Consider the following 25,473-nt stretch of genomic DNA (forward strand, 5'->3'; position numbering starts at 1 on the left):
GTGCCGCCCAGCCATCGCTTGGCCCGAGCGCCACGGCGCTAGGAGAGGGTGCCGGGTTCGACTGCCGGCTCTCGGGTCAGTGCGGTAATCCACTCCGTGATCGCGGCGGGGAAGTAGTACCCATCGGGCCAGGACGTGACCCAGGAGGAACCGGCTTGGAGCCGCCCGCCGACGCTGACGATCTCCGCTCGGGCGTCCGCGGGCACGAGGAGCCCGTTGTGCTCGATCAGGTACTGCCGGGTGGTGGGTTTGAGTTTCGGCCACCACCGTTCGATGTTCATCACTGCTCCGCTCGTGCTGCTCGGATTCACCGTCGCTGGTGAAAGCAGATGACCCGCCGCTCACCGTTGAAGGGCGGGTCACTTAGGTCAGGATCGGAGACGCCACCCGCTGTCTCTCCGGTCCCTGACCATCCGAGGCAGGCTCTCGTCGGGTGATGATCTGTGCGGAGCATAACCCCGCCGAACACGGCGTGTCCCATCAGATTTGGGCGGCAACCACGCAAACAGGCTCTTCGCCCTCGGTAGAGTGCGAGGACGGGCCGGGGGACGGCCCAAGAACCAGGGGGAACTTTGAAAAAGTCGCTACTCGTTGTCAGTGCGATTCTCCTGTTGACGGCCACCGCTTGCAGCTCTCCGCAGCCTGCGCCCGTTCAGTCCGCGGCGGCGAGTGGACCTGACCTCTGCGATACGTCCACTGCGGAATCGATCGACCTCCTGAACGCCGCACTGGACCGGATAGACAGGGCCTCGTCATCGGCAGAGATTGAGGAGGCGTCAACCTCCCTACCAGACCTGTTCACACAAGCCGGTGCCAACGTGGGTCAGCATTGCGAGGGTGAGAGGGCGGGTGCCTCGGTCTCAGAACTCATCGTTTGGGCGTCTTCGGCGGCAACGACTCGGCCGTCAGCGAGCGCAGGCTTCGCGGAGGGCTTCCTCAAGTCCGTCTGTGGGATCGACGACGAACTCGGTATCGAGTTCACTCCAGCCGCCCAGGTTGCATGCGCATGATGACTGCGACGGTTCAGCGACGCCGCCGGTAATACCCTGAGTTGAGCTACCTCGATTCGCGCGCTGCGTGAGAGCATCGACAGATGAGCGAACCGACGATCACCAACGGATACAGCCAGGAAAGCGGCGAGGGTTTCGACCCGATCGAGGCCGAGAAATTCGTCAAGCTCGACGCGGCCGAGGCCGACGAAATGTTCCGCGCGCGCCAGGCTACAGGCGAGTAGTTATCCACAGGGGAAACACCCAGACTGTCACAATTACCGTTATCGGTCATATTCCCGGGGAGTTATCCACAGGCAAAGGAGCCTCAATCATGGCCCTCGAATTCGCGATCTGCGCCCAGTGCGACGAGTCTCACGCGCGCCAAGCCAATGGGCGCATGTCGATCCACACCACCGCGACAGGTGAGCGCTGCGCGCCACTCGCACAGCCACCGAAACGGTCGACGCCGCGCCGCGCACCAACGCCGGCTCGTCGGGACGATGATGACGAGCTGCAGGCGGCATTTGAGGTCAGTCGCACCCAACCGCGCAGGCGCGGCACCGACGCACCCGACCGGCTCGATCGGCGCATCTATGCGACCGAGCGCGCCGAAGTTCTCCGCGGTGGGCTCCCAATACTCAGCCGCCGCGCCCATTGATACCGAACGGCTGCTGCGGCAACGACTTGGTAATCAGCGTGTCGCTCCCTCGGATCGAAGCAGTTGGCCACCTGCCGTCTACCGGTGTTCTAGGTGGTCGGAGTTGGGACGCAATGCGACCCACAGTCCGCATCGTCGGCAGATGAACACGGTGTCGCTGAGGGCGTGGAGGCGTCGGCGTGAATAGTGACGACCCAACAAGAACAGGCAAATTCTGCTGCGTCATCCATGAGCGATGAGTGCTTGTTCGATTTGCTCCTGGGTCGGAGACCCAGCCATGCCGGTTGGGGTGAAATAGATCCGGCACGCGAGATCGTTGGTGCGTTCCTCAGTAGGGAAGAGATCGACTCCGTCGATGAGGATCGTTGGGGAACCGGCGAACGGCCTCGCTTCGGCTTTCTCCGTGGAGTCGATGAGGATGGCATCAATTGACGTACCCGGAGAAAGTGATTTCGCAACCGCGGCTACTAGCTTGCGAAAGGTATTTTCCCAGTTTGGGCAGTCCGCGATGTGGAGCAGCTCTATCGTCATTGGCGCGCCTCTCTTGCGATGATCTGTTTCGATTGTGACCCAAGCGGCGGACAATCGCACCGCAAAAGGTTCAGAGTGAGCACTGCTCGTCGAACGCGTGTGCTGCATCCGCGTTGCCCCTACCGCAGGAAGCGGCAGCTAGCGGTTCAGTACACCTCATGCCTGCGTCGCTACCTGGACTGCGTGTCTTGACGGAATACCGGCGGGGGGTATAACGTTCCCCTGATTGTACCCCTATAGGGTATCTGCTTAGGTGAAGGAGATAGCTATGAGCACGACTGAATATGCGGTGACCGGGATGACCTGCAGCCACTGTGAGCAGTCCGTCACCGAAGAGGTTTCGCAGATCCCCGGGGTCAGCGTCGTTGATGTTTCTGCCGCTTCCGGGCGTCTGGTGATCACGAGCGAGGCCCCGGTGGAGGATGCAGCGGTGCTGGCTGCGGTGGATGAGGCCGGCTACGCCGCGACTCGCGCCTAGCCACCTTGACGTTTGGAGACCTGATGCCTCACCCGGATGCGACCGCTGACCGTGGCGTGGAACTCGATATCGGCGGCATGACGTGCGCGTCGTGCGCGATGCGAATCGAGAAGAAGCTGAACCGGCTCGATGGGGTGACAGCGACGGTGAACTATGCGACCGAGAAAGCACGCGTGACCGTCCCGGCCGGGTACGACGAGCAGCTGCTCATCAGCGAGATCGAGAAGACCGGGTACACCGCAGCCCAGCCATCTGCGCCGGTCGAGCAGGTCGGCGCTGACGCGCCTGATGCGGAGTTGACGAGTTTGCGGAACCGCTTCATCGGTAGCGTGATCCTCACGGTGCCGGTGATCGTGCTCGCGATGATCCCGGTTCTGCAGTTCACGTATTGGCAGTGGCTGTCGTTGACGTTCGCGGCTCCGGTGATCGTGTGGGCGGGCTGGCCTTTCCACAAGGCCGCGTTCACGAACCTGCGTCATGGTGCTGCGACGATGGACACGCTGGTGTCGGTTGGCACGTTGGCGGCGTTCGCCTGGTCGCTGTACGCATTGTTCTTCGGCATGGCAGGCATGCCCGGCATGACGCACGGATTCGAGTTCACCGCTGACCCGCTGGGGGGATCGAGCAACATCTACCTTGAGGTCGCTGCCGGGGTGACCATGTTCGTGCTCGCCGGGCGCTACTTCGAGAAGCGGTCCAAACGACAAGCCGGTGCGGCGTTGCGTGCGCTGCTGCAGCTTGGCGCGAAGGAGGTCGCTGTCCTCCGTCAGGGGCGTGAGCTGCTGATCCCGATTGATGAGTTGTCGGTCGGTGATGAGTTCGTGGTGCGGCCGGGTGAGAAGATCGCGACCGACGGCGTCGTGGTCGACGGGCGCAGTGCGGTGGACGCGTCGATGTTGACGGGCGAGTCGGTGCCGGTCGAGGTCTCCGAAGGGGACGTGGTTGCTGGAGCGACGGTGAACGTAGGGGGCAGGCTGGTTGTGCGTGTAACGAAGGTCGGCGCGCAGACCCAGTTGGCGCGGATGGCGCAGCTGGTCGAGGACGCCCAATCGGGCAAGGCTGACGTGCAGCGGCTCGCCGACCGACTGTCAGGAATTTTCGTCCCGATCGTGTTCGCGCTGGCGGTCATCACCTTCGCCGGCTGGCTGCTCGCCGGGTGGCCGCTCGAGGCGGCCTTCACCTCGGCGGTCGCGGTGTTGATCATCGCCTGCCCGTGCGCGCTCGGACTCGCGACACCGACGGCGCTGCTGGTTGGCACCGGCCGTGGAGCTCAGCTCGGCATCCTCATCAAGGGTCCTGAAGTACTCGAGTCCACTCGCCGTATCGACACCATTGTGCTGGACAAGACTGGAACGGTCACCACTGGGCGGATGAGTGTCCGCCAGGTGCTCCCGGCCGCCGGCACGTCGACCGAGGAGCTGCTGAGGATCGCGGGCGCTGTAGAGCACGCTTCCGAGCACCCCATCGCTCGTGCCATCGCCACTGAGGCCGCCACTCATGGCGAACTCCCACCGGTTGGGTCGTTCCAGAACCGGGAAGGACTGGGCGTCGAGGCGATCGTCGAGCAGCACTCGGTGATCGTCGGACGCGAAAGCCTGCTGGCCGATTGGTCACTGGAGCTGCCCGCTGAGCTCGCCGAGCAGAAAGCAGCTGCCGAAGCTGACGGGGCGACCGCCGTGGCCGTCGCCTGGGACGGACTGGTGCGTGGCATCATCACCGTCGCGGACGCGGTCAAGCCCAGCAGCGCCGAAGCCATCGCCGAACTGCGCCGACTCGGTCTCGATCCGATCCTGCTCACCGGCGACAACCGGTCCGTCGCCGACCGGATTGCCAGTGAGGTCGGCATCAGCACGGTCATCGGGGAGGTCCTACCCGAGGGAAAGGTTGACGTGATCCGCCGCCTGCAGGCAGAGGGTCGAAGCGTGGCGATGGTCGGCGACGGTGTGAACGACGCCGCAGCCCTTGCCACCGCTGACCTGGGTTTGGCGATGGGCACGGGAACGGACGCCGCTATCGAAGCAGCCGATCTGACCCTCGTGCGCGGAGATCTGCGCGTCGCGGGTGACGCCATCCGTCTGGCCAGGCGTACCCTCGGCACCATCAAAGGCAACCTGTTTTGGGCGTTCGCGTACAACGTCGCAGCAATCCCGCTGGCAGCGTTCGGGCTGCTGAACCCGATGATCGCCGGCGCGGCGATGGCCTTCTCCAGCGTCTTCGTCGTCGGCAACAGCCTCCGACTGCGCAGCTTCTCCAGCCGCATCAAAACCTCATCCTCACCGACGGCACTCAGAGACACCTCGTCCGCAACCGAAAGGATCGCCGCATGAGCGACAACTGCTGCACCCCGACCCACCAGCACACTGCCGTATCTGCCCCAGCAGGCCGTGATCTGCTCGCCGGAACCCCCACCGTGGACGTCGCGGAATGTCCCGTGATGACGGGCCGAACGGTGGTGAAAGCCACCGCCGAAGCGGCTGGCCTTGTCCGCGACTACGACGGCAACCGGTACTGGCTGTGCTGCGCCGGCTGCGGGCCGGCGTTCGACGCCAACCCAGCCCGCTACGCCACGGCGTAACCAGGCCAGCCTCACCCACTGACGCACCCCCACGGAGCACGCTCCCGAACATCCACCGGCAAGGGAACCACCATGACTGACCACACCGGGCACCACACCCCGACACCACCGCAGGCGCCCACCGAGCACGCACCAGCACCGCACAGAGAGCACACGGGACACGCCGGCCACGGCGACCACCCTGACAACGCTCACGCCGGGCACGGGGACCACGTCGGTCAGTTCCGGCGCCTGTTCTGGATCATGCTCGTGCTCGCGGTCCCCGTCGTCGGGTTCTCGCCGATGTTCGCGATGATCCTCGGCTATCCGCTGCCCGACGCGGCATGGGTGGTGTGGATCTCCCCAGTGCTAGGCACTGTCATGTATGTGTGGGGAGGGCGGCCATTCCTCACCGGGGCGGTCGGCGAACTGCGCACCCTGAAGCCCGGGATGATGCTGCTGATCGCGTTAGCGATCACGGTCGCGTTCCTCGCCTCCTGGGGTGCATCGCTCGGGCTACTGGATCATGAACTCGACTTCTGGTGGGAACTCGCCCTGCTGATCGTGATCATGCTGCTCGGACACTGGATCGAGATGCGCTCCCTCGCCCAGACAAGCTCCGCGCTCGACTCCCTGGCGGCACTGCTGCCGGATGAAGCGGAGCGGGTCGACGGCGACACCACGGTCAGCATCGCGCCCGCTGATCTGCGCCTTGACGATGTGGTCGTCGTGCGGCCGGGTGGGCGTGTGCCGTCGGATGGGCAGATCGTGTCCGGCTCGGCGAGCATGGACGAGTCGATGATCACCGGCGAGTCCAAAACCGTGCGTCGCGGCGAGGGCGACCAGGTCGTCGCCGGCACCGTGGCCACCGACTCCGGCCTGCGGGTGCGGATCACCGCAGTCGGTGAGGACACAACCCTGGCTGGCATCCAGCGCCTCGTCACCGAAGCGCAGAACTCCACCTCCCGGGCACAGCGCATCGCCGATGTCGCGGCACGGTGGCTGTTCTGGTTCGCGTTGTGCGCCGGCATCATCACGATGATCGTCTGGAACCTGATCGGGCTGCCCGATGAAGCCGTCGTTCGCACGATCACCGTCCTCGTGATCGCCTGCCCGCATGCGCTCGGGCTGGCCATTCCGCTGGTTGTCTCGATCGCCACCGAGCGGGCAGCACGCGGCGGTGTCCTGATCAAGGACCGGCTGGCGTTGGAGAGCATGCGCACCGTCGACACGGTGCTGTTCGACAAGACCGGCACACTCACCAAGGGCGAACCCACCGTCACCGCGATCGAACCGGTCGGCGACCTTACGGCAGACGACGTCCTCGCCCTGGCTGCCGCAGCTGAGACGGACTCGGAGCACCCGTTAGCGCGCGCCATCGTGACCGCAGCAGCCCACCGAAGTCTGACAGTGCCTCCAGCCACCGAATTCTCCTCCTCACCCGCGGTCGGCGTGTCCGCGACCATCGACCGAGCTCGCGTGCAGGTGGGCGGGCCGAACCTGCTCGAACAAGCGCACCGCGCCGAGCTGCAGGTCGCCGACGAGTGGCGGCAGGACGGCGCGATCATCCTGCACGTGCTCCGCGATGGTGACGTTGTCGGTGCGCTGAAACTCGCCGACGAGATCCGCGAGGAGTCCCGGCAGGCCGTCGACGCACTCCACGCCAGCAACGTGCAGGTCGTGATGATCACGGGCGACGCGGAAGCCGTCGCGAGGTCCGTCGCCACCGAACTCGGCATCGACCGTTACTTCGCAGGCGTTCGGCCCGAGGACAAGGCCGACAAGGTGAAGGAGCTGCAGAGCGAGCACCGCCGGGTGGCGATGGTCGGCGACGGCGTCAACGACGCTCCGGCTCTGGCACAAGCTGATGTCGGCATCGCGATCGGAGCCGGCACCGACGTCGCTATCGCATCCGCAGGCGTCATCCTCGCCTCATCCGACCCGCGTTCCGTGTTGAGTGTCATCGAACTCTCCCGGGCCAGCTACCGGAAGATGCGGCAGAACCTGTGGTGGGCTGCCGGCTACAACCTCATCTCCGTGCCGCTCGCCGCTGGTGTGCTGGCACCGATCGGGTTCGTGCTCCCCATGTCTGTCGGTGCGATCCTGATGTCACTGTCTACGATTGTCGTAGCGTTGAACGCGCAACTGCTGCGTCGGCTGCAGCTCGACCCCAAGACGAGTGCCCGCACGGCTCTGGCCCAGAGCACCCACGCCGCTCGAACACCCGCCACTGCCACCAGGTGATCGAAGGAAGACCAACATGACCGACACCGCCCCAGTCCAGGACGCTGCACCCGCTGTGGATGCTTCGTCCGAGAAGCCGCATCACGGGTACATCACCGACAAAGACCGCTACCTCACCCGGTTGAAGCGCATCGAGGGACAGGCCCGTGGCATCTACAGGATGGTCGATCAGGAGCAGTACTGCATCGACATTCTCACGCAGGTCTCCGCGCTCACATCCGCGTTGGAGAGCGTCGCGCTCGGACTGCTGGACGACCACCTCAAACACTGTGTCGTTGACGCCGTCAAGCTTGGCGGCGACGAGGGGGAAGCGAAGATCAAGGAAGCCTCGGATGCCATCGCTCGCCTGGTCCGCGCCTGACGCACGCCGGGCTCCTCCTATCGGCGGAGCACGGCCGACGTAGCAGACCCGCCACGAGAGGGTCGGCGTGGGTGGCGCAAGTGGTGGTGTCGTCAGATGGGGAGCACGAACCCTCCGATGAGGGCTTGCAGGGAGTAGATCCACGCCGTCCATAGGCCGGTGATCATCAGCACGCCGATCACGATCAGCATCACCCCGCCGGTGATGTTGATGGCTCGGATGTGGCGTCGGAGAAACGTCACGGCAGCGGTCATCCAATTTAGCCCGAGCGCGATGAGGAGGAACGGGATGCCTAGACCGGCGCAGTAGATCAGTCCCAGGAGCGCTCCGCGCAGCACCGAGCCGCTGTTCAGGCTGAGGAGCGAGATCGCGGTGAGTGTGGGGCCGAGGCAGGGTGTCCAGCCCAGCCCGAAGACGATACCGAGTAGCGGTGCTCCGGCCAGGCCGACGGTTGGACTGGTGGGGAGTTTGAGCGTGCGCTGCAGGAAGGGGACCCCGCCGATGAACGCGAGACCCATCAGCACGACAAGGATGCCGAGCAGGCGGGTGACCAGGTCCTGCCAGCGGATCAGCCAAGAACCAGCGGCCCCGAACAGTGCACCATAGGTGACGAAGATGATGGCGAACCCGAGGATGAACAGTCCCACGCCGAGGACCAACCGGGTTCGTGGTCTGGCACTGTTCTGGCGGGTCATGCCGCTGATGTAGCCGAGATATCCGGGGACCAATGGCAGCACGCACGGGGATGCGAACGAGACGATACCGGCCGCGAGAGCGATCGGGGCGGCGAGGATGAGTTGCCCGTTCAGGACGATGCTGATGAACGTTTCACCCACGGTGTTCCTCCCGGCGGTACCCGTTCATTCGGGCTCGCTCAGGACGGTAGCGACGATGGCGTCGAGGATACTGTCGTCGCTGATCTCGCCCAAGATGCGCGCAGCAACCCGCCCCTGCCGGTCGAGGACGAGCGTGGTGGGAACGGCGTTGGCGGCGACCTCGCCGGTGAACGCGATCTTGAAGTTGCCGTCGTTCACATCGATCGCCGAGGGGTAGGTGATCCCGTAGCTTCTAGCGAAGGTGAGTGCGGTGTCGACCTGGTCGCGGACGTTGACGCCCAGGAACGCGACACCCTCGCCCTGATACTTCTCCCAAACTGCCTGTAAATCGTCCGCTTCCGCCCGGCACGGATCGCAGCCGGCGTACCAGAAGTTCACGACCAGGACGTTGCCCAGGTAGTCGGTTGAGGCTGTCGATACTCCGGTTTCCAGCTCGCCCGCGAAGCTGATCGGGTTGCCACGGTTCTTCGCGGCGATCTCGGTGATGGTGCCGTCTCCGCCGATGTAATTCTTGCCGCTACCCGCTCGATACTGCGCCGCCAGCGGGTCGTTGGCACAGCCAGCGAGCAGCACGGCGAGGAGCACGGTGGCGACGCCGATGCGGGTCCGAGGGGTGGGGATGCTCATTCTTGTGCTCCATTGCTGCTGGGGACTATGGTCACGGTGGTGATGCCGAGGTCGTTGCTCGCGGTGATGCCGCGATCGTCGGCGACAAGCAACCATCCGGGTTCGCCAGGCACCCAGGCAATGGCTTCTGGTATACCGGCGGTGCGCCCGGAGCCGGTCCAGATGCCGTCTACCGCCGCCGCAGTCCAGATCTGCCCACTCGTATCAACGCCAAGCAGCCCGCCTTGTCCGGTTGCTGTGACCAGCAGCAGTGCCGGGGCGTTGCTGACCGCCTCGAAGCTGTCCCCGCCATCTCGGCTCTCCATCAGACCGGCAGCTGTGGTGGCATAAATCCGCTGAGGGTCGCTGGTGTCGGTGGCGAGATCGCGCAGCTCGAGCTGGGCGCCAGGGATCCAGCTGCCCCCGTTATCGATGCTGCGGCGAATGGTGCTGGTGGTGGCGTCGTATCCGTAGATGATCGGGGTGCCGTCGGCCTGTGTGGCGACGTCGAGGTCGTGGAAGTCGGTTTCACCGCGCAAGGAGACCGTCTGCCAGGTTTCGGCACCGTCGTCGCTTGCGATGAGGCCGAGGTTAGGCGGGTTCAGCTCCGGTTGCTCTGCCGGGTCTGGGTGTCCTGATGCGTAGAGCAGCCCGGGGCTGGCGAGAGTGAATCCCATCGTGTCTTGTGCCCTGTCGGCCACCTGGATTGGGCTCGTGATGTCGCTGCGGTACACGCCCGGGAGGTAGGTGTCAGGGAGCGCTCCAGTGGGGAGCAGCCAGACGCCGTTGTGGGTTGCCGCATACGTTTGGCCGGTGCTCGGATCGGCGGCCAGCCCGTGGACGTGCCCGAAGTCGGCGGCCGATTCGGGTGCAGAGCTCGCTGCGGTGCAGCCGGTCAGGCTGGCGAGCAGCAGCACCCCGGCGATGGAGGCGAGAGTGATTCGCTGTGTTGGTGGCTTAGCCAAGCTGGACTCCTTGGGCGCTCATGAACGGTTGGGCGATGCGGGCTCCGTCAACGCGGACCTCGGAATGCAGGTGGCAGCCGCTGGAGGCCCCGGTGGTGCCGACGAGGCTGATGTTCGCGCCAGCTGCCACGGTTTGGCCTTCGCTGACGAGGACGGTGCTGTTGTGGGCATACCCGGTCTGGACATTGTTGCCGTGGTCGATGAGCACCCAGTTGCCGTAGCTTCCCAACCAGCCCGCGTATATGACAGTTCCGCCCGTGGCGGCATAGACGGCGCGGCCGCAGTTTGCGGCGAGGTCCGTGCCAGAGTGGAAGGCACTGACGCCGGCGACGGGTTTCTCGGGGCGCGGTCCGTACCGGTCGCTGATCCAACCGGCGACCGGCAAGGCCCACCCCTGGTTGCTGAGCTGGCCGGAGTCGAGTGACGGGCCGGCGGTTCCTGCAGCGGCAGCGGCGACTTCCGCAGCTCGGCGTGCTGCCTCGCCCTTGGCGTAGTCCGCTTCGGTTGCCGCTCGGTTCTCCGTCAGGACGGTGAGCTGGGCGGCAAGGGTGGCAGCGTTCTGCTGCTGTTGCGCGAGCGAGGCGGTCAGCGCAGCTGCAGCAGCTGTCGCCTCCGTGAGGGCGGTCTCTGCTTGCACGGCGAGAGCGCTGAGGGCATCACGTGCGATGGCCGCTTGCGCGGCGACAGCGGTGGAAGCGTTGCGATCTCGGGTCGCGTTGTCGTAGATCTGGCTGGTACGTTCGATGAGCTTGCTCATGCTGCTGAGCTTCCCGAGCAGGTCGGCGGAGTTGTCGCCTTCCAGAATGAGTGATAGCGAGAGGTCGGATGCGCCGGTACGGCTGAGGCTCACGGCGAGACGGCCGGCCTGTGTTGCTGAAGCTGCGGCCCGCTGCGCTGCGGCATCGGCTTGCGCCTGCAGGCTCGCGGCCCGGTACGTGCCCTCATCGAACGCAGTCTGCGCCGTCTCGTACTCCGCCGCCCGGAGCGTTGAGAGCTCTTGCGCGGCATCGACCTCGGCCGCGAGCCCGTCAATGAGTGATTGGATCTGCACGATCTTCGCCTGCGCGGCAGCTTCATCCCCTCGCGCGCTTTCCACATCTGACCAGCTCGGATACTCCTCAGCGGCTGCGGTCTGCGCCGTTCCGAGGATCAGAGCGAGAGCGAGTACCGCGACACTGGCGGAGAACGTTCGGGCATGCGACGTTCGACCGGTCATGATGCTCTGACCCGTTCAGTGAGCCAGGCGAACGGGTCAGTGGGGGTGGTGCCGTCGAGGAGGATCTCAAAGTGCAGGTGCGGGCCGGTGCTCTGCCCGGTGTTACCGACGTTGCCGACGAGCTGGCCGACTTTCACCGGCTGCCCGACCTCCACCGCAGCAGACCCCTCGAGCATGTGGGCGTAGACGCTGCTGACGAGCTGCCCATCGATGGTGTGATCGATGACGACGTACACGCCCAGCCCGCCGTTGTCGGTCGGTGAGACCTCCCGAACGACGCCGTCGGCGACCGCTTGGATCGGGGACCCAATGCCGGGGTTCATGTCGATGCCCTTATGGAACGTCGAGCAACCCGAACACGGGGCCACCCGGGGACCGTAGTCAGTGCTGATGGGCACGCCGACGAGGAAGGGCCACTGGATCGCGCCCGGGTAGTTCGTGTAGGTGCTGGCCGTTTGCGCGTACGAGGCTGTCGTCGGTCCGAGCTCGACTGTGTAGCCGTCACGCAGCAGCTCGGTGGCATTGACATGCCCGACCGCGAGGCTCTGCGGGTCCGCGGTCGGTGCGGCCAGGGCGTTGGTGCCGGATTCTCCCGGCGCGGCGAACGCGGGGAGCGAGATGGATGCCGTCATCAACACGACGAATGTCATCGCCGCCGCACCGGCGCCGCGCCGTCCGCTGGTGCGGGCACGCGCGGTCGGCGCCTGGGGGGCCGGTTGAGCGTGGATGCTTCGACCTTGCCGCCGAGAGTGCGGGAGGTGCTGTGGGGGCGGTGGTGGTGTGTCTCTGTGGCCGGCATTGCGTTCGGCTCTGAGAGATCGTCGGGTGGGAAACGGTTCACGGGTGAGGTCGTCGATGATGCGTCCTTCGAAATAGCTTCATCCAGGCGCGCTTGGACAGCGTGCAGCCGCACTGCGGGGTGCCGGCGGGCGCGCGAACATGGCTGCGCGCCCACCGGCAGATCGGCGTGCCTGGAGGGGCGATTAGAGAGTGGCGAGCAGATCCTGCATCGTCATGATCTCGTCGGTCTGGGTGGAAACGATGGTCTCAGCCATCGCCTTCGCATCGGCGTTCTTCCCGTCAGCGATCTCGGTCTGTGCCATATCGATCGCTCCAGTGTGGTGCTTGACCATCTGTTCCAGGAACAGCTTGCTTGCCTCGGCACCGGTGGCGGCCTCGAGGGCCTGCATATCGTCGTCTGACATCATGCCGTCCATGTTGTGGTCCATATCCGACGCGCTCTCCTCGGCGCCCCACTCGCCCAACCACTCCTTCAGCTGAGTGATTTCGGGCTCCTGCGCGTCCTTGATCTGCGTAGCGAGCGCGACGACTCGATCATCGATGCCGTCCTTCGCGAGAATGACGTCGCTCATCTCCACCGCCTGCTCGTGGTGAGGGATCATCATCTGCGCGAACATGACGTCCGCATCGTTTGACGTTGCGGAAGCGTCAGAGGTGTCAGACGAGCTCGAGGAGCCCATGTCCATGCCGCCCATACCGCCGCCGGAACAGCCGGCGAGGACGAGAGCGGTGGTGAGTGCTGCGGTTGCGAGAAGGTAGGAACGTGCTTTGAACATCGTGTTATCCGTTCGTGTGAGCTGGGAAGAAGAAATCAGTGCCCGGAGGGCAGGAGACCACGAAACCGTGGGTCAGCGATTTCAGCTCAGGTTCGACTGATGGACAACACGACCAGGTTCGGCCGTAACGCAGGGATCGCAGTGTCTGCGAGGAACATCCGGGACCGCCGACCAGACTCGAGCAGCCGACTGAAGGTCGCCGGAGACGTGGCAAGCAGCAGCAGGCTCGCGAGCGTCAGCAGGAGGACGCACATCATCGCCATGAACGCGCAATCCAGTGCGCAACCCTGACCGCAATCCGTCCAACTTGTGTGCGCCTGATCCACTACCACCGAAGCAGAGACAGGAGTGTCGTCGTGTGTGGAGTGAGCCGATGCAGTCATCGGAGCAGCACTCGCACTCGGGCTCCCAGCGTGCATGACAAATACGCCGATGAAGAGCGCTGCAAGCGCGACGAGAGAGAACAGCATCAACCTCAGACGCGGGGAAGGCGTCTGACGAACAGACGTTCGCGAAGTCGGGACCATTTCACCTCCAGTCATGCAGTCGCGCATATACCCCCACAGAGTACTCGATAAGGTGCCGTTCCTCACGGAGAGTGTTCTATCTTTTGACCTCACGCGCACCTGATCGCGGACGGGGCGGCCTGGTCAGCGCGACTACAGCAGACCGTCCTTGCCTGCTATCGAAGGTCTTGATGTGCTCGACCACAAACTCGGTTCGGTGGGACTGGCAGGAGCGCTCGGGGCCGACCAGAAAGTTCCTGGACAACGCCTCGCCGGGGGGGGATTGCTCAGCTGTGAGGTCTACGTGTTGTTCTCTCGTTCGCGGTCGTTGCGGATCGCCAGAAGGACTCCGGCGATCACCGCGACGACGATCACGATGTCGGCGATGTTCCCGATGAACCAGTTCCCGTAGGCGATGAAGTCCACGACGTGTCCGCGGGCGAATCCAGGGTCCCGGAAGAGGCGGTCACCGGCGTGTGAGGCTGCGGCTCCACCGAGCGCGCCGATGACGATCGCCCATCCGGGGCGTCGAACTCGGAACGCGAACACGATCGCTGTGACGGCCGCGGCGACAGCGACCAGCGCGAACACCCAGGTAAACCCCTCCCCGAAGGAGAACGCCGCACCGGGGTTGTAGGCGAGCTGCAGGCCCAGCAGCTCACCCACCAGCGGGATGCGCTCGCGCCCTGTGAGACTCGCTTCGGCCCACGCTTTCGACCCCTGGTCGATCACCACGACGACCAGCGAGATCAGGAGCGCTCCAGCAGTGAGACGCCGGCGCCGTTCCGACGTCAGCTTTCGCGAAGCGGAGGGGCGAGGTTCCGCCTCGGATGGAGTCATGCGAGGACCTCAATTAGGCGGACGATGACACCGGATTCGATCAGGATGAACAGACCCAGACCGATGAACACAGCCGGGACGAGCCAATGCTCGACGCGTTCCAATCCCTTCGTGACAGCCTTGTTGGTGCCGATCAATCGTCCGGCCGCGCACCAGACGGCGACAAGGATGAGGAACACGACGATCATGACGGCGACGTCGCCGGGCGTGCTGGTGCGGAAGATCGGGGTGTACAGGGAGACGTTGTCGGCCCCGTTGGCGATCGTGATTCCCGCAACCCCCCACAGCCCGACCGCGGTGATCTTGGCGTCATCGTCATCGTCCTCACCGCTGCGGCGCAGACCACGGATCAGCGTCCAAATGCCGATGCCGAGCGGGATCAGGCCGAGAAAGCCGACCCATTTGTTCGGGACGATCGTGAGGCCGAGTGCGGCGATCACGCTGATCACGACGAGGGTGATGAACCCGAGATACTGCCCTGCGACGATCTGCCACGGTCGGGGCTTGCCTCGGCTGGAGGCGAGGAACAGCACGGTGAGCACGACAATGTCGTCAATGTTGGTCGCAGCGAACAGGCCGATTGCTGATCCAATGAGTGCGAGCATCAGCGTTCCATCCGTGGTGTGCGGGTGCGGGCGGCGCGCAGGCCGTTGAGGATCACGATGACCTCCGCAACCTCGTGGACCAGGACGACGGCCGCGAGCCCCAGCACCCCGAAGAGCGCGAGCGGGAGTAGCGCGGTGATGATCAGCAGCGACAGGATGATGTTCTGGTTGATGATCCGTCGGCCACGGCGAGCGTGATTGAACGCCCGCGGGATGAGGCGCAGATCATGACCGGTGAAGGCCACGTCCGCGGATTCGATCGCCGCATCGGACCCCGTCGCCCCCATGGCGATACCGATATCCGCCCCCGCGAGGGCTGGAGCATCATTGATGCCGTCACCGATCATCGCGACCGGCCCCGCCTTGGACAGCTCCCCGATCGCGGCCGCCTTCTCCTCAGGGCGCAGCTCAGCTCGCACGTCGCTGATCCCGGCCTGCGCAGCGAGTGCGCGAGCGGTGCGCGTGTTATCGCCGGTGAGCATCGTGACACCGACACCCTGGTTGGTGAGGACACGGATGACTTCGGGGACTTCAGGGCGCAGCTCGTCACGAACACCGATCGCGGCCACCGGTGACCCGTCGCGATGCACGATCACGACGGTCATTCCCTGTTCCTCCAACCCCGCGACCCGGTTGGCGAGGTCGCCGGCGTTCAACCAGCGGGGACTGCCGACAGTGATTCTCGATCCGGCGACGGTGCCGTCGATGCCATGCCCGGCCTGCTCGGTCACCTCCGCAGCCGCCGGAGTGCCCGGGGCGGCAGCAGTGATCGCGGCCGCGAGTGGATGCGTACTGTGCTGCTCCAGCGCGGCCGCCCAGGCCAGAACCTGAGCCTCGGTGACACCGCTCGCGGTGAGGACGGCTGTGACCGCGGGCTCGTTGCGGGTGAGTGTGCCGGTCTTGTCGACGGCGACGTGCCGGACTGTGCCGAAGCGCTCGAAAACGGCACCGGACTTGATAATCACCCCGAACTTGCTCGCAGCACCGATCGCAGCGACGACCGTCAGCGGTACCGAGATCGCCAGAGCACACGGAGAGGCCGCGACCAGCACGACAAGCGCGCGGGTAATCCACACCTCTGGATCGCCCAGTAACGAACCAACGATCGCGACGAGCGCCGCGAGAATGAGCACGCCAGGGACGAGCGGGCGGGCGATCCTGTCGGCGAGACGAGCGCGCTCGCCCTTCTCTGTATGCGCTTTCTCGACCAGCGTGACGATCGTGGTGAGCGAGTTGTCGGTGCCAGCGGCGGTTGTCTCGACCTCGAGCGCACCGGCTCTGTTGATCGCACCGGCCGACACCACATCGCCAGGCTCCACTTCGACTGGGATCGACTCCCCAGTGATCGCCGAGGTATCCAGGCTAGAACGACCGGATCGGACGATCCCATCGGTCGCGATCCGCTCACCCGGGCGGACCACCATAACCTGGCCAACCGTCAACTCTCTCGCCTGCATCTGCACAGCGGTGTCGCCCTGCAGCACGATCGCTGTTTCCGGCACGAGCTTCAACAACGCCCGCAGGCCCCCGCGGGCGCGGTCCATCGCCTTGTCCTCAAGAGCCTCAGCAATCGAGTACAAGAACGCCAGAGCCGCGGCCTCCTCTACATAGCCGAGGATGACTGCACCGACAGCACTGATGGTCATCAGCAGCCCGATGCCGAGCTTGCCCTTGAGTAGCTTCCGGATCGCGCCGGGCGTGAACGTCGACGCCCCCAGGAGTAGACCACCCCAGAACAGCACCAGCGCCGGGATATCCAGGCCGGACCAATCGAGGATCAGGCCGACGAGGAACGCAATGCCCGAGAACACTGGCACCATGACCCCGCGGTCTTTCCACCAGGTCCGCTCCGCCTCTTCGTGCCCTTCATCCACCGAGGCGACAGGCTCGTGCTCGCAGCCGCACGCCGCGCTCACGAGCCAGCCCCTGCTCCGCAGCACCCCGGCACCGTGCAGGTCGAGTCGACGCACCGTGCGTGTTCGTCGACAGCCAGCGTCACGTCCACCAGCGCGACGAGCGCAGCAGCAAGATGCGGATCGGCGATCTCATACCGAGTCTGTCGACCCTCAGGCTCAGCTACCACAATCCCGCAATCACGTAAGCATGTCAGATGGTTCGACACGTTAGACCGGGTCAGCTCGAGCTCCCGGGAGAGCACAGCCGGATAGCTCGGTCCGCCGAGCAGCGTCATCAAGATCCGGGAACGACTCGGATCCGCCATCGCCCGGCCGAGCCGGTTCATGACGTCGAGGCGTGAAGCAATAGTCAGCATGTGCTGAACTATACAGTGATTGCTGACGTTAAGTTTATTTGGACAGCACGTTGCAATAGGGCTTGCGAACGGTCCAGGCCGAGTGCCTGTTTCACCGTTCGAAGCGCTTGAACTCGGGCAAATACTCCCCGTGTGTTCCTGAGCCTGATTGATCTTGACCAGATCGTAACCATCAGCGCTCCTCGCGTCTAAGTTATCCCCAGGTGACGGTCAGGCCCGCAGACCGGTTTTCCGATCCCGAATCAGCCGCGGGCCGAGCCGCACGAACACAACCATGCCGACCAGCTCAACGAGGGTCTGCGTGACGACCACCACGGGCGCGAGCGATGCGGGCAGCGCGAGCGCGAGCGGGAGGACGACGAGGCTGTTGCGGGTGGCACCGCTGAACACCAGGGCACGGGTGGCCGGGACGTCGAGGCGGAACAGTCGCCCGGCACCCGTGCCGATGAGCGCCATGATGATGAGGAACGCCGCATACAGCGGCACGAGCACAAGCAACTGCAGGGCCGCGGTGATCGGGCGGCTCGACCTGATCGAAGCGAGCAAAGAACTCGGCCTGCCACTCAGCGAAATCGGCCAGCACCTCCGGGCGATGGAAGATGACTCCTGCACCGACGTCCGGGACCAACTCCGCCCGCTCTTGGCGGAACGGGTTCGCCAGATCGACGAGAAGCGCGCTCGCCTCGACCAGCCCGACCACGAGCTCGCCGCGTGACCAGACCGCGACGATCACTGCTCAATCAAATGCCTGTTCCGCACCCGCACGACACCTGCCGTCGACGTCAGCGACCGAGCATCCCGCGTCCAGGCCTGCGTGGCCACCTGCACGGCGTCCCACGGGGAGCCGAGTGGTGGCGTGTAGGAGAGGTCGAGGTCGCTCATCGCGTCAACCGTCATGCCGTGGTGCAGGGCGGTGGCGTAGGTGTCGACGCGTTTCGCGATTTCCGCCCCGCGGGTGCCGACGAGCTGCGCACCGAGCAGCAGCCCGTTGTCGGTTGCGCCGGTGATGCGGATGCTGATCGGTGTTGCGCCCGGGTAGTAGGCCTTGTGGTCGTCTGCGATCGCCGTGGAGCTGTGCGGCGTGAACCCGGCCGCGACGGCTTCGTGGTCGCGGAGCCCGGTGCGGGCGGCGACCAGGTCGAAGACCTTCACCACCTGGGTGCCGAGCGACCCGGCGAATCGGGCGTTGCCGCCGATCGCGTTTTCGCCCGCGACCCGGCCCTGCTTGTGTGACGTCGTGCCGAGCGGCAGATACGTGACGCCCAGCAGACGGTGGTGGGTGACGATGCCGTCGCCGGCCGCCCAGACGTGCGGCAGGCCGGTGCGCATCTGCTCGTCGACAACCACCGCACCACCCGGCCCAGTCGACGCGCCGGCCTCCGTCAGCAGGCTCGTGTTCGGCCGCACACCGACGACGACGAGCACGAGCTCGGCGCTGCGCTCGAACGGCTGGCCGGCCTGCTGGCCGGTCACGGTGAGGCCGTCACTCGTCTTGCTGATGTGTTCCACGCGGGTGTCGGTGATGACGTTCACGCCGTGTCGGGTGAGTTCGTCGTGGACGAGGGAACCCAGTTCCGGGTCGAGGGTGGAGAGGACTTCGGGGCCGCGCTGCAGTTGGGTGACCTGGAGGCCGCGGATGGTGAGCGCTTCGGCCATTTCCAGGCCGACGTACCCGGCGCCGACGATGATCGCGGTCTCCGGCTGGTGGGTCTCGAGGTAGTGCTCGAGCGCGAAGGTGTCGCCCATCGAGTGCAGCAGGTGTACGCCGTCGGCTGGGCCGAGCTGGTCGAGACCCGTGATGCCGGCCGTGGAGGGTGAGGCTCCGGTGCCGACCATGAGTTCGTCGTAGGCGATCGTCGACTCCGTGCCGTGCTCGTCACGGACGGTGAGGCGCTGCCCGTCGACGTCGATCCCGGTCGCGAGGGTGTTCAGGCGCAGGGTCATGCCGGTGGCTTCGAGGTCGGCGTGGGTGCGGTGCGCGAGGGACTGCCAGGGCTGGACCTCGCGGGAGAAGTAGTAGGGGATGCCGCAGATGGAGAAGTTCGGGTAGGCGTCAGCGACGATCACCGTCACGTCCACGGAGGGGTCGAGTTCCCGGGCGCGGAGGGCGGTGGAGATACCGGCGTCACTGCCACCGATGACTGCGAGATGCATGAGGGTGCCTTTCAGAGCTGAGCTGCAGGTTGTGGAGCCACGGCCGCAGCGGTGCCGCGCGCGGAAGACGGATAGAGCACGAGCACCAGGCCGAGCCCAAGGGTCGCGCCGATGAGTTGCGCGAGGATGAACGGGCCGACCGAGGCCGGCGCGATACCGGCGAAGGTGTCGGTGAACATGCGGGCGATCGTCACGGCCGGGTTCGCGAACGACGTCGAGCTGGTGAACCAGTACGCCGCCCCGATGTAGCCACCGACCGCGGCCGCCGTCACCGCGCCCTTCCCGGAACGCGCGAGGGCGAAGATCACCAGGATGAGCCCGGTGGTCGCGACGACCTCACCGAGCAACGTCCCAGCGCTCGCCCGGTCCGTCCTGGAGAGCACTGGTGCGGTGTCGAACATCGCCCCGGCCAGGACGGTGCCAGCGATTCCGCCAACGATCTGCGCGGCCACATACGGCGCGACGTCGCGCACCGGCAGACCGTGCAGGGTGCCGCGGCTCACCCACCAGTCCACGAATGACACCACCGGGTTAAAGTGGGCCCCGGACACGGGCCCGAGCGCCAGGATCAGCACGGCGAGCCCGAGCGCGGTCGTCAGGCTGTTCTGCAGCAGCTGCAGCCCGACGTCATCCGGGGAGAGCCGTTGCGCCATGATCCCGGAGCCGACGACGATCGCCACCAGGAGTCCGGTGCCGACGAACTCGGCAAGCATCCGACGCAGCAGAGGCGGTCGGACCGGGATGGGCGCGGGATTCGATGGGTTCATGGCGGCATCATCTTGACTCACAAAGTTACTTCAGTCAATATTGAACCAATGAACATCGAACGAACTGAAGCGGTCGAAGCGCGGGCGGCGAAGCACGCCGCGCTGAGTGACCCCACGCGCCTGCAGATGATCGACCTCCTGACGCTGGGTGACCTGTCCCCGACCGAGATCCGGGTCGCGCTCGGCACCCCGGGCAACCTGCTCACCCACCACCTGAACGTGCTGGAGCAGGTCGGCATGGTCACCCGCACGACGTCCGAGGGTGACAAGCGCCGTAGCTACGTGCACCTGAGCAGCGGCGCGTTCGACGGTCTCGTGCCGAGCGTTGCAGGCGCGGCCAGCCGGGTCGTGTTCGTGTGCTCCGCGAACTCTGCCCGCTCCCAGCTCGCTGCCGCCCTCTGGGCGCGGCAGAGCAGCATCCCCGTCGCCTCCGGTGGCACCCACCCGGCCGAACAGATCGCGCCCGGCGCCATCGCCGCCGCCGAACGGCACCAGCTCGCCCTCCCGTCGAGCGCGCCAAGCACACTGGACGCGGTGCTGAGCGATGGGGACTTCGTCATCACGGTCTGCGACAACGCGCACGAGGAAATCGGCGTCACAGGCGATCTGCACTGGTCGATCCCCGACCCGGTGCGCGTCGGCACCGACGCCGCGTTCGACGCCGCCTACACCGAACTGGAGCGCCGCATCGCGGGCCTCGCTTCCCGCCTGCTCGCCTCCTGACTAGAAAGCACCAGCACCCTCATGACCACGACCAAGCCCGTCGTCCTGTTCATCTGCCAGCACAACGCCGGCCGCTCCCAACTCGGCGCAGCCCTCCTCGAACACCTCGCCGGAGACCGCTTCACCGCCACCTCAGCAGGCCTTGCCCCATCGGATGCTGTGAACCCTGCGGTCGCCGCGACCGTCGCTGAGCTCGGCCTCGACATCACCGACCGAGTGCCACGGGCGGTCACTGCCGCAGACCTGGATCAGGCCGACGTCGTGGTGCTGATGAAGCCCGGCCTGATCTTGCCTGCCACCCCGCGCGGCGAGGTCTTAGCCTGGTCGTTCCCGAACCCCGAGGCCTGGGACGTCGAAGCCGTGCACCCGCTGCGGGAAGCCGTGGCCGAGCAGATCCGCACCGAGCTGCTCGCCCGGTAGCTCCCGCAGCGAGCGGTCAGACGCTTGCTGGTGCGCGACCGATCTGCAGCACCTGTTCCGGCACCGCGCAGCACGAACCACCCAGCGACGCACCAGCGGCATCGAACAGGCCGGCCCCACCGCACACGCCCGTGTCCGGGAGAACGAGTTCCACCCGCTCGGCCGCAGCCTGGTCGCCGGCGAGAGCGGCGACGACGGAGCGGACCTGCTCGTAGCCGGTCATCGCGAGGAACGTCGGCGCCCGCCCGTAGGACTTCGCGCCGACGATGTAGAAATCCGGTTCCGGCTGCGCGAGATCCCGCGCACCGGTCGCTGCGACTGATCCGCAGGAGTGCAGGTTCGGGTCGACCTCGGCCGCGATCAGCATCGGAGCCTGCAGCGTCGCATCCAGCTCGATCCGCAGCTCCGACAGGAACGACAGATCAGGCCGGAATCCGGTCAGCACGATCACCCGATCAGCGCCGGGCAGCTCGCGGCCGTCCTCCGACACCAACACGGTCTGATCACCGTCGCGCGTCACGCGCTCGACACGGAAGCCCGTGACGAGGCGGATGAGGCCACCGTCGACGAGTTCCTTCGCCTTCACACCCAGCGCGCCGCGGGCGGGCAGCTCGTCAGCGTCGCCGCCACCGAAGGTGTTCCCGACCGTGCCGCGGCGCAGCACCCAGGTGACCGTGGCATCCGGGTTGCGGCGGACGATCCGCGCGAGCGCGATGACCGCGGTGACCGCGGAGTGCCCGGACCCCACGACGACGGTGTGCTTGCCCTCGAACCCGGCCCGATCCCGGAAGTCCGGGATCCGGTAGCTGAGCCTCTCGGACGCGGCCCGCTCCCCGAGTGCCGGCAGACCGTCCGCCCCAGCCGGGTTGGGCGTCGACCAGGTGCCCGAGGCGTCGATGACCGCCCGAGCGTCAAGGCGGTACTCGCCGTCCGCGGACTCCACGTGCACCGTGAACGGCTGCTCTGCCCGGCCGGCATCGACCAGGCGATCGCGGCCACGGCGCGACACGCCGACGACGCGGGAACCGAACCGCACCCGCTCTCCGAGAGCATCCGCGAGGGGTGCGAGGTAGGAGCTGATCCACTGAGCGCCAGTCGGGTACCCCGTCGTCAGCGCCGTCCAGCCGGTCGGTGCGAGCAGTCGAGCGGATGCCGCGTCGACCAGCTCGGACCAGTCGGAGAACAACCGCACGTGACCCCACTCCGACACCGCCGCAGCAGCCGAGGAACCGGCCTCGAGGACCAGCACCGGAACGTCGCGCTCCACCAGGTGCGCTGCAGCAGCCAGCCCCTGCGGCCCTGCACCGATCACGACCACGGGCAGCTCGTTCACCATCATCAGCTCCAATCGACAACCATCAATGCATCGAGACTGATCGATACATCGACAGATGTCAATACGACGTGTCAGAATGTGTCCATGCTGATCGAACTGCCCCTCCTGGAAGCCGACGCCACAGCGTGCTGCACCCCCGTGACCGGTGGGGTGCTCGCGCTCGACGAAGCCGAGCGGATCGCGCACACCTTCAAAGCGCTCGGTGACCCGACTCGCGTCCGGCTGCTGTCGCTGATCGCTGCGAGCGAGGGCGGTGAGGCGTGCATCTGCGACCTCACCGAACCCGTCGGGCTGTCGCAGCCCACCGTGTCGCACCACATGAAGATCCTCGTCGACGCCGGGCTTGCGACCCGCGAGCAGCGCGGCCGCTGGGCGTACTTCCGCGTCGTCACTGACGGGCTCGAACGCGCTTCCCAGGCGATCCGCCCGTGACCGGCGCAGTGACCGTCCGTCCGCTCGACGCCGCCGACTGGGCCGCCGTCGAGACCATCTACCGCGAGGGCATCGCCACCGGCAACGCCACCTTCGAGGCCGAACCACCGAGCTGGGAACAGTTCGATACAGGCAAGCTGACCATCGGCCGGCTCGTCGCCGTCGACGAGCATGGGACCGTCCTCGGGTGGGTCGCCGCATCGCCGGTCTCTGCGCGCGAGGCGTATCGCGGCGTGGTCGAGCACTCTGTGTACGTCGCAGCCGCAGCAGCCGGACATGGCGTCGGAACACGACTGCTCTCGGCATTCATTACCGCCGCAGACGAGGCGGGCGTCTGGACGATCCAGTCGAGCATCTTCCCCGAGAACATCCCCAGCCTGTTGCTGCACGACAGGGCCGGCTTCCGCACCGTCGGGCGACGCGAGCGCATCGCCCGCATGAGCTACGGACCCCATGCCGGACGCTGGCGTGACACCATTCTCCTTGAGCGACGGACGTCCTTAGAGCCGGAGTGACGAGGTTCAGCGGGCCGCTTTTCGCTCCCGAACCAGCCGCGGGACGAGCCGCACGAACACGACCATGCCGATGAGCTCGACGAGCGTCTGCGTGACGATCACCACGGGCGCGAGCGCGAGCGACGCGGGCAGCGCGAGCGCGAGCGGCAGGACCACGAGACTGTTGCGGGTGGCACCGCTGAACACCAGGGCACGGGTGGCCGGGACGTCGAGGCGGAACAGCCGCCCTGCACCCGTGCCGATGAACGCCATGATGACGAGGAACGCCGCATACAGCGGCACGAGCACAAGCAACTGCAGGGCCGCGGTGCTCACCGCCCCCGCCTGCGAGGCCACGACCGTGAACAGGGTCGCGACCATCAGCGGCACCATCAGCGCCAGCATGGTGCGTTCGATCCCACGTCCGATCCGGTGCCGCTTGGCAAGCCGCTGCGTCACAGCGGCCGCGGTCAGCGGCAGCACGATGAGCAGCAGGAACGCGCGCACGAACGGGCCGAGCTCGACGGCCGCGACACCGCTGGGCCCGATGAACAGCAGCAGGTAGACGGGTAGCAGGAGGATCTGCGCGAGCATCAACAGCGGAGCCGCCGCGAGCAGGCGCTCCGAGGCTCCTCCGGCGAGGCCGGCGAACACGATCACGTAGTCAATGCACGGCGTCAGCAGCACCAGGAGCACCCCGAACAGCAGTGCCGGTTGATCCGCGACGAACCGCGACAGCCCATAGGCGACCAACGGGACGATGACGAAGTTCACCACCCCGACCGCGCCGAGGAACCGGACGTCGCGAAGGGAACGCCCGATCGCGGCGAACGGCACCCCGAGGAACGTCGCGAACAGCAGCAGCGCAAGCACCGGCTCGATCGCCACTTCCAGATGATGCGCGCCAGGCAGCAGCAGACCGAAGACGCCGCCCACAGCGATCGCCGCGAGGTAGAGGACGATCTGGTGACGTTCCAGCCACGGCACGATCGCCGTCACGAGCCGGGACCGAGGGTTGAGGGGCACGAGGCTCAACCGTAAACGTTCGAGCCGCTGGAAGGTCAAGTCGGGCTCCCGGCCGTAGGATCGGCGCATGCGCATCTCGGAGGTCAGCCAACGCAGCGGCGTCGCCCCGACCGCGCTGCGCTACTACGAGAGCATCGGGCTCATCACCCCCGGCCGCACCCGCAACGGCTACCGCGACTATGACACCGCAGTGCTCGGACGCCTCGACCTGATCGAAGCGAGCAAAGAACTCGGCCTGCCACTCGCTGACATCGGGCAGCACCTCCGGTCGCTAGAGGACGACTCCTGCACCGACGTCCGCGACCAGCTCCGCCCGCTCCTCGCGGAACGGGTGCGACAGATCGACGAGAAACGCGCCCGCCTCGACGAACTCCGAGCCCGCCTCGACCAGGCCGACCACGGGCTCGCAACGTGCCCAGACCGCGACGACCACTGCTCAACCGAATGTGTGTTCCGCACCCGCACCACACCTGCCGTCGAGGTCAGTTAGTGCGTCAGCGACCGAACATCCCGCGTCCACGCCTGCGCGGCGTCCAATGGGGAGCCGAGCGGTGGTGTGTAGGAGAGGTCGAGGTCGCTCATGGCGTCGACGGTCATGCCGTGGTGCAGTTCGGTGGCGGAGGTGTCGACGCGTTTCGCGATTTCGGCCCCGCGGGTGCCGACGAGCTGCGCACCGAGTAGCAGCCCGCTGTCGGTTGCGCCGGTGAAGCGGATGCTGATCGGTGTCGCGCCCGGGTAGTAGGCCTTGTGGTCGTCTGCGATCGCCGTGGAACTGTGCGGCGTGAAACCGGCCGCGACGGCTTCGTGGTCGCGGAGCCCGGTGCGGGCGGCGACCAGGTCGAAGATCTTCACCACCTGGGTGCTAACCCGAGGCGCTCCG

Annotated in this window: 30 protein-coding genes and 1 pseudogene; 13 read left to right on the plus strand and 18 right to left on the minus strand. The window is 66.2% G+C overall.

Annotation, left to right across the window (positions count from 1 at the left end; genetic code table 11):
- Nucleotides 1-38 precede the first annotated feature (38 nt).
- Nucleotides 39-281, minus strand: coding sequence for a hypothetical protein (locus ACQG07_RS04610; protein ID WP_426737461.1), 243 nt, complete (start codon nt 279-281; stop codon nt 39-41).
- An 812-nt stretch (nt 282-1,093) separates the two neighbouring features.
- Here ACQG07_RS04610 and ACQG07_RS04615 point away from each other — a divergent pair.
- A complete protein-coding gene (locus ACQG07_RS04615) occupies nt 1,094-1,234 on the plus strand; it encodes a hypothetical protein (protein ID WP_426737463.1) in 141 nt (46 codons plus the stop codon).
- An 89-nt stretch (nt 1,235-1,323) separates the two neighbouring features.
- Complete coding sequence (locus ACQG07_RS04620) at nt 1,324-1,650, plus strand: hypothetical protein (protein WP_426737465.1); 327 nt, start codon at nt 1,324-1,326, stop codon at nt 1,648-1,650.
- A gap of 222 nt (nt 1,651-1,872) precedes the next feature.
- Here the strand turns inward: ACQG07_RS04620 and ACQG07_RS04625 are convergent, their stop codons facing one another.
- Entirely contained in the window at nt 1,873-2,289 is a 417-nt protein-coding gene (locus ACQG07_RS04625; protein ID WP_426737467.1) for a thioredoxin family protein, read from the minus strand.
- A 160-nt stretch (nt 2,290-2,449) separates the two neighbouring features.
- Between ACQG07_RS04625 and ACQG07_RS04630 the strand changes: the two genes are divergently transcribed.
- From ACQG07_RS04630 to ACQG07_RS04650, 5 genes are all read left to right on the plus strand, one after another.
- On the plus strand, nt 2,450-2,659 hold the full coding sequence (locus ACQG07_RS04630) for a heavy-metal-associated domain-containing protein (RefSeq protein WP_426737469.1): 210 nt from the start codon (nt 2,450-2,452) through the stop codon (nt 2,657-2,659).
- A gap of 23 nt (nt 2,660-2,682) precedes the next feature.
- Entirely contained in the window at nt 2,683-4,986 is a 2,304-nt protein-coding gene (locus ACQG07_RS04635) for a heavy metal translocating P-type ATPase (protein ID WP_426737471.1), read from the plus strand.
- Nucleotides 4,983-5,234, plus strand: a complete 252-nt coding sequence (locus tag ACQG07_RS04640) for a hypothetical protein (protein ID WP_426737473.1) — start codon at nt 4,983-4,985, stop codon at nt 5,232-5,234. The genes ACQG07_RS04635 and ACQG07_RS04640 overlap by 4 nt, the downstream gene beginning before the upstream one ends.
- Nucleotides 5,235-5,306: 72 nt before the next feature.
- A complete protein-coding gene (locus tag ACQG07_RS04645) occupies nt 5,307-7,457 on the plus strand; it encodes a heavy metal translocating P-type ATPase (protein WP_426737476.1) in 2,151 nt (716 codons plus the stop codon).
- A 16-nt stretch (nt 7,458-7,473) separates the two neighbouring features.
- Nucleotides 7,474-7,818 (plus strand): metal-sensitive transcriptional regulator, encoded by a 345-nt coding sequence (locus tag ACQG07_RS04650; RefSeq protein WP_426737478.1) that lies wholly within the window; start codon nt 7,474-7,476, stop codon nt 7,816-7,818.
- Nucleotides 7,819-7,910: 92 nt separating this feature from the next.
- Here ACQG07_RS04650 and ACQG07_RS04655 read toward each other — a convergent pair whose 3' ends face one another.
- The 11 genes and pseudogenes from ACQG07_RS04655 to ACQG07_RS04705 form a co-directional block, all read right to left on the minus strand.
- Complete coding sequence (locus ACQG07_RS04655) at nt 7,911-8,654, minus strand: cytochrome c biogenesis CcdA family protein (RefSeq protein ID WP_426737480.1); 744 nt, start codon at nt 8,652-8,654, stop codon at nt 7,911-7,913.
- Between the two features lie 24 nt (nt 8,655-8,678).
- Nucleotides 8,679-9,281 carry a TlpA family protein disulfide reductase gene (locus ACQG07_RS04660; RefSeq protein WP_426737482.1) on the minus strand — a complete coding sequence of 201 codons (603 nt, stop codon included), beginning with the start codon at nt 9,279-9,281 and terminating at the stop codon, nt 8,679-8,681.
- Nucleotides 9,278-10,225 (minus strand): F510_1955 family glycosylhydrolase, encoded by a 948-nt coding sequence (locus ACQG07_RS04665; protein ID WP_426737485.1) that lies wholly within the window; start codon nt 10,223-10,225, stop codon nt 9,278-9,280. The genes ACQG07_RS04660 and ACQG07_RS04665 overlap by 4 nt, the downstream gene beginning before the upstream one ends.
- Complete coding sequence (locus ACQG07_RS04670; protein ID WP_426737488.1) at nt 10,218-11,441, minus strand: M23 family metallopeptidase; 1,224 nt, start codon at nt 11,439-11,441, stop codon at nt 10,218-10,220. The genes ACQG07_RS04665 and ACQG07_RS04670 overlap by 8 nt, the downstream gene beginning before the upstream one ends.
- Nucleotides 11,438-12,073 (minus strand): M23 family metallopeptidase, encoded by a 636-nt coding sequence (locus ACQG07_RS04675; protein WP_426737490.1) that lies wholly within the window; start codon nt 12,071-12,073, stop codon nt 11,438-11,440. The genes ACQG07_RS04670 and ACQG07_RS04675 overlap by 4 nt, the downstream gene beginning before the upstream one ends.
- A gap of 351 nt (nt 12,074-12,424) precedes the next feature.
- Complete coding sequence (locus tag ACQG07_RS04680) at nt 12,425-13,018, minus strand: DUF305 domain-containing protein (protein ID WP_426737493.1); 594 nt, start codon at nt 13,016-13,018, stop codon at nt 12,425-12,427.
- A gap of 806 nt (nt 13,019-13,824) precedes the next feature.
- The gene (locus tag ACQG07_RS04685) at nt 13,825-14,364 is read right to left on the minus strand and encodes a signal peptidase II (RefSeq protein ID WP_426737495.1); all 540 of its coding nucleotides are present in this window, start codon (nt 14,362-14,364) and stop codon (nt 13,825-13,827) included.
- Nucleotides 14,361-14,969, minus strand: a complete 609-nt coding sequence (locus ACQG07_RS04690; RefSeq protein ID WP_426737497.1) for a cadmium resistance transporter — start codon at nt 14,967-14,969, stop codon at nt 14,361-14,363. Before ACQG07_RS04690 ends, ACQG07_RS04685 begins: the two co-directional genes overlap by 4 nt.
- Nucleotides 14,969-16,885 carry a heavy metal translocating P-type ATPase gene (locus ACQG07_RS04695; protein WP_426737500.1) on the minus strand — a complete coding sequence of 639 codons (1,917 nt, stop codon included), beginning with the start codon at nt 16,883-16,885 and terminating at the stop codon, nt 14,969-14,971. Before ACQG07_RS04695 ends, ACQG07_RS04690 begins: the two co-directional genes overlap by 1 nt.
- Nucleotides 16,882-17,241, minus strand: coding sequence for a Cd(II)/Pb(II)-sensing metalloregulatory transcriptional regulator CmtR (gene cmtR, locus ACQG07_RS04700; RefSeq protein WP_426737502.1), 360 nt, complete (start codon nt 17,239-17,241; stop codon nt 16,882-16,884). The genes ACQG07_RS04695 and cmtR overlap by 4 nt, the downstream gene beginning before the upstream one ends.
- A gap of 210 nt (nt 17,242-17,451) precedes the next feature.
- Nucleotides 17,452-17,739 (minus strand): annotated as a pseudogene (locus tag ACQG07_RS04705) (arsenic resistance protein); the annotation flags it as partial.
- A gap of 13 nt (nt 17,740-17,752) precedes the next feature.
- On the opposite strand from ACQG07_RS04705, the gene ACQG07_RS04710 reads away from it, so the two are divergent.
- Complete coding sequence (locus ACQG07_RS04710; protein ID WP_426737505.1) at nt 17,753-17,956, plus strand: MerR family DNA-binding protein; 204 nt, start codon at nt 17,753-17,755, stop codon at nt 17,954-17,956.
- 14 nt (nt 17,957-17,970) lie between these two features.
- Here ACQG07_RS04710 and ACQG07_RS04715 read toward each other — a convergent pair whose 3' ends face one another.
- Nucleotides 17,971-19,395: an FAD-dependent oxidoreductase gene (locus ACQG07_RS04715; RefSeq protein ID WP_426737508.1), complete on the minus strand. Its 1,425-nt coding sequence runs from the start codon at nt 19,393-19,395 to the stop codon at nt 17,971-17,973.
- Between the two features lie 11 nt (nt 19,396-19,406).
- On the minus strand, nt 19,407-20,162 hold the full coding sequence (locus tag ACQG07_RS04720) for an aquaporin (RefSeq protein WP_426737511.1): 756 nt from the start codon (nt 20,160-20,162) through the stop codon (nt 19,407-19,409).
- 48 nt (nt 20,163-20,210) lie between these two features.
- Between ACQG07_RS04720 and ACQG07_RS04725 the strand changes: the two genes are divergently transcribed.
- Both ACQG07_RS04725 and ACQG07_RS04730 read left to right on the plus strand, forming a co-directional pair.
- Nucleotides 20,211-20,885, plus strand: a complete 675-nt coding sequence (locus ACQG07_RS04725; protein ID WP_426737513.1) for a helix-turn-helix domain-containing protein — start codon at nt 20,211-20,213, stop codon at nt 20,883-20,885.
- Between the two features lie 21 nt (nt 20,886-20,906).
- Complete coding sequence (locus ACQG07_RS04730; RefSeq protein ID WP_426737515.1) at nt 20,907-21,305, plus strand: low molecular weight phosphatase family protein; 399 nt, start codon at nt 20,907-20,909, stop codon at nt 21,303-21,305.
- Between the two features lie 16 nt (nt 21,306-21,321).
- On the opposite strand, the gene ACQG07_RS04735 is transcribed toward ACQG07_RS04730, so the two are convergent.
- Nucleotides 21,322-22,641 (minus strand): NAD(P)-binding domain-containing protein, encoded by a 1,320-nt coding sequence (locus ACQG07_RS04735; protein ID WP_426737517.1) that lies wholly within the window; start codon nt 22,639-22,641, stop codon nt 21,322-21,324.
- Between the two features lie 84 nt (nt 22,642-22,725).
- Here ACQG07_RS04735 and ACQG07_RS04740 point away from each other — a divergent pair, with 84 nt between their 5' ends.
- Both ACQG07_RS04740 and ACQG07_RS04745 read left to right on the plus strand, forming a co-directional pair.
- Nucleotides 22,726-23,073, plus strand: coding sequence for an ArsR/SmtB family transcription factor (locus ACQG07_RS04740; RefSeq protein ID WP_426737519.1), 348 nt, complete (start codon nt 22,726-22,728; stop codon nt 23,071-23,073).
- Nucleotides 23,070-23,588, plus strand: coding sequence for an N-acetyltransferase family protein (locus tag ACQG07_RS04745; RefSeq protein WP_426737521.1), 519 nt, complete (start codon nt 23,070-23,072; stop codon nt 23,586-23,588). The genes ACQG07_RS04740 and ACQG07_RS04745 overlap by 4 nt, the downstream gene beginning before the upstream one ends.
- 6 nt (nt 23,589-23,594) lie before the next feature.
- Here ACQG07_RS04745 and ACQG07_RS04750 read toward each other — a convergent pair whose 3' ends face one another.
- The gene (locus ACQG07_RS04750; protein ID WP_426737523.1) at nt 23,595-24,593 is read right to left on the minus strand and encodes an arsenic resistance protein; all 999 of its coding nucleotides are present in this window, start codon (nt 24,591-24,593) and stop codon (nt 23,595-23,597) included.
- Nucleotides 24,594-24,660: 67 nt separating this feature from the next.
- On the opposite strand from ACQG07_RS04750, the gene ACQG07_RS04755 reads away from it, so the two are divergent.
- The gene (locus tag ACQG07_RS04755; protein ID WP_426737525.1) at nt 24,661-25,083 is read left to right on the plus strand and encodes a MerR family transcriptional regulator; all 423 of its coding nucleotides are present in this window, start codon (nt 24,661-24,663) and stop codon (nt 25,081-25,083) included.
- Here ACQG07_RS04755 and ACQG07_RS04760 read toward each other — a convergent pair.
- Nucleotides 25,080-25,445, minus strand: coding sequence for a hypothetical protein (locus tag ACQG07_RS04760; RefSeq protein ID WP_426737527.1), 366 nt, complete (start codon nt 25,443-25,445; stop codon nt 25,080-25,082). The two genes, ACQG07_RS04755 and ACQG07_RS04760, sit on opposite strands and share 4 nt — an antisense overlap.
- Between the last annotated feature and the right edge of the window lie 28 nt (nt 25,446-25,473).

It is taken from the genome of Plantibacter sp. 2H11-2 (genome assembly GCF_050031945.1).
In the GTDB taxonomy this organism is placed as follows: domain Bacteria; phylum Actinomycetota; class Actinomycetes; order Actinomycetales; family Microbacteriaceae; genus Plantibacter; species Plantibacter auratus.

Coding starts and splice junctions, on each gene's coding strand:
- ACQG07_RS04630 (WP_426737469.1), top strand. CDS start 2,450: ATGAGCACGACTGAATATGCGGTGACCGGGATGACCTGCAGCCACTGT.
- ACQG07_RS04680 (WP_426737493.1), bottom strand. CDS start 13,018: ATGTTCAAAGCACGTTCCTACCTTCTCGCAACCGCAGCACTCACCACC.
- ACQG07_RS04685 (WP_426737495.1), bottom strand. CDS start 14,364: ATGACTCCATCCGAGGCGGAACCTCGCCCCTCCGCTTCGCGAAAGCTG.
- ACQG07_RS04645 (WP_426737476.1), top strand. CDS start 5,307: ATGACTGACCACACCGGGCACCACACCCCGACACCACCGCAGGCGCCC.
- ACQG07_RS04730 (WP_426737515.1), top strand. CDS start 20,907: ATGACCACGACCAAGCCCGTCGTCCTGTTCATCTGCCAGCACAACGCC.
- ACQG07_RS04690 (WP_426737497.1), bottom strand. CDS start 14,969: ATGCTCGCACTCATTGGATCAGCAATCGGCCTGTTCGCTGCGACCAAC.
- ACQG07_RS04720 (WP_426737511.1), bottom strand. CDS start 20,162: ATGAACCCATCGAATCCCGCGCCCATCCCGGTCCGACCGCCTCTGCTG.
- cmtR (WP_426737502.1), bottom strand. CDS start 17,241: ATGCTGACTATTGCTTCACGCCTCGACGTCATGAACCGGCTCGGCCGG.
- ACQG07_RS04715 (WP_426737508.1), bottom strand. CDS start 19,395: ATGCATCTCGCAGTCATCGGTGGCAGTGACGCCGGTATCTCCACCGCC.
- ACQG07_RS04740 (WP_426737519.1), top strand. CDS start 22,726: ATGCTGATCGAACTGCCCCTCCTGGAAGCCGACGCCACAGCGTGCTGC.
- ACQG07_RS04635 (WP_426737471.1), top strand. CDS start 2,683: ATGCCTCACCCGGATGCGACCGCTGACCGTGGCGTGGAACTCGATATC.
- ACQG07_RS04670 (WP_426737488.1), bottom strand. CDS start 11,441: ATGACCGGTCGAACGTCGCATGCCCGAACGTTCTCCGCCAGTGTCGCG.
- ACQG07_RS04725 (WP_426737513.1), top strand. CDS start 20,211: ATGAACATCGAACGAACTGAAGCGGTCGAAGCGCGGGCGGCGAAGCAC.
- ACQG07_RS04620 (WP_426737465.1), top strand. CDS start 1,324: ATGGCCCTCGAATTCGCGATCTGCGCCCAGTGCGACGAGTCTCACGCG.
- ACQG07_RS04625 (WP_426737467.1), bottom strand. CDS start 2,289: ATGCAGCACACGCGTTCGACGAGCAGTGCTCACTCTGAACCTTTTGCG.
- ACQG07_RS04610 (WP_426737461.1), bottom strand. CDS start 281: ATGAACATCGAACGGTGGTGGCCGAAACTCAAACCCACCACCCGGCAG.
- ACQG07_RS04660 (WP_426737482.1), bottom strand. CDS start 9,281: ATGAGCATCCCCACCCCTCGGACCCGCATCGGCGTCGCCACCGTGCTC.
- ACQG07_RS04640 (WP_426737473.1), top strand. CDS start 4,983: ATGAGCGACAACTGCTGCACCCCGACCCACCAGCACACTGCCGTATCT.
- ACQG07_RS04615 (WP_426737463.1), top strand. CDS start 1,094: ATGAGCGAACCGACGATCACCAACGGATACAGCCAGGAAAGCGGCGAG.
- ACQG07_RS04755 (WP_426737525.1), top strand. CDS start 24,661: ATGCGCATCTCGGAGGTCAGCCAACGCAGCGGCGTCGCCCCGACCGCG.
- ACQG07_RS04675 (WP_426737490.1), bottom strand. CDS start 12,073: ATGACGGCATCCATCTCGCTCCCCGCGTTCGCCGCGCCGGGAGAATCC.
- ACQG07_RS04650 (WP_426737478.1), top strand. CDS start 7,474: ATGACCGACACCGCCCCAGTCCAGGACGCTGCACCCGCTGTGGATGCT.
- ACQG07_RS04735 (WP_426737517.1), bottom strand. CDS start 22,641: ATGGTGAACGAGCTGCCCGTGGTCGTGATCGGTGCAGGGCCGCAGGGG.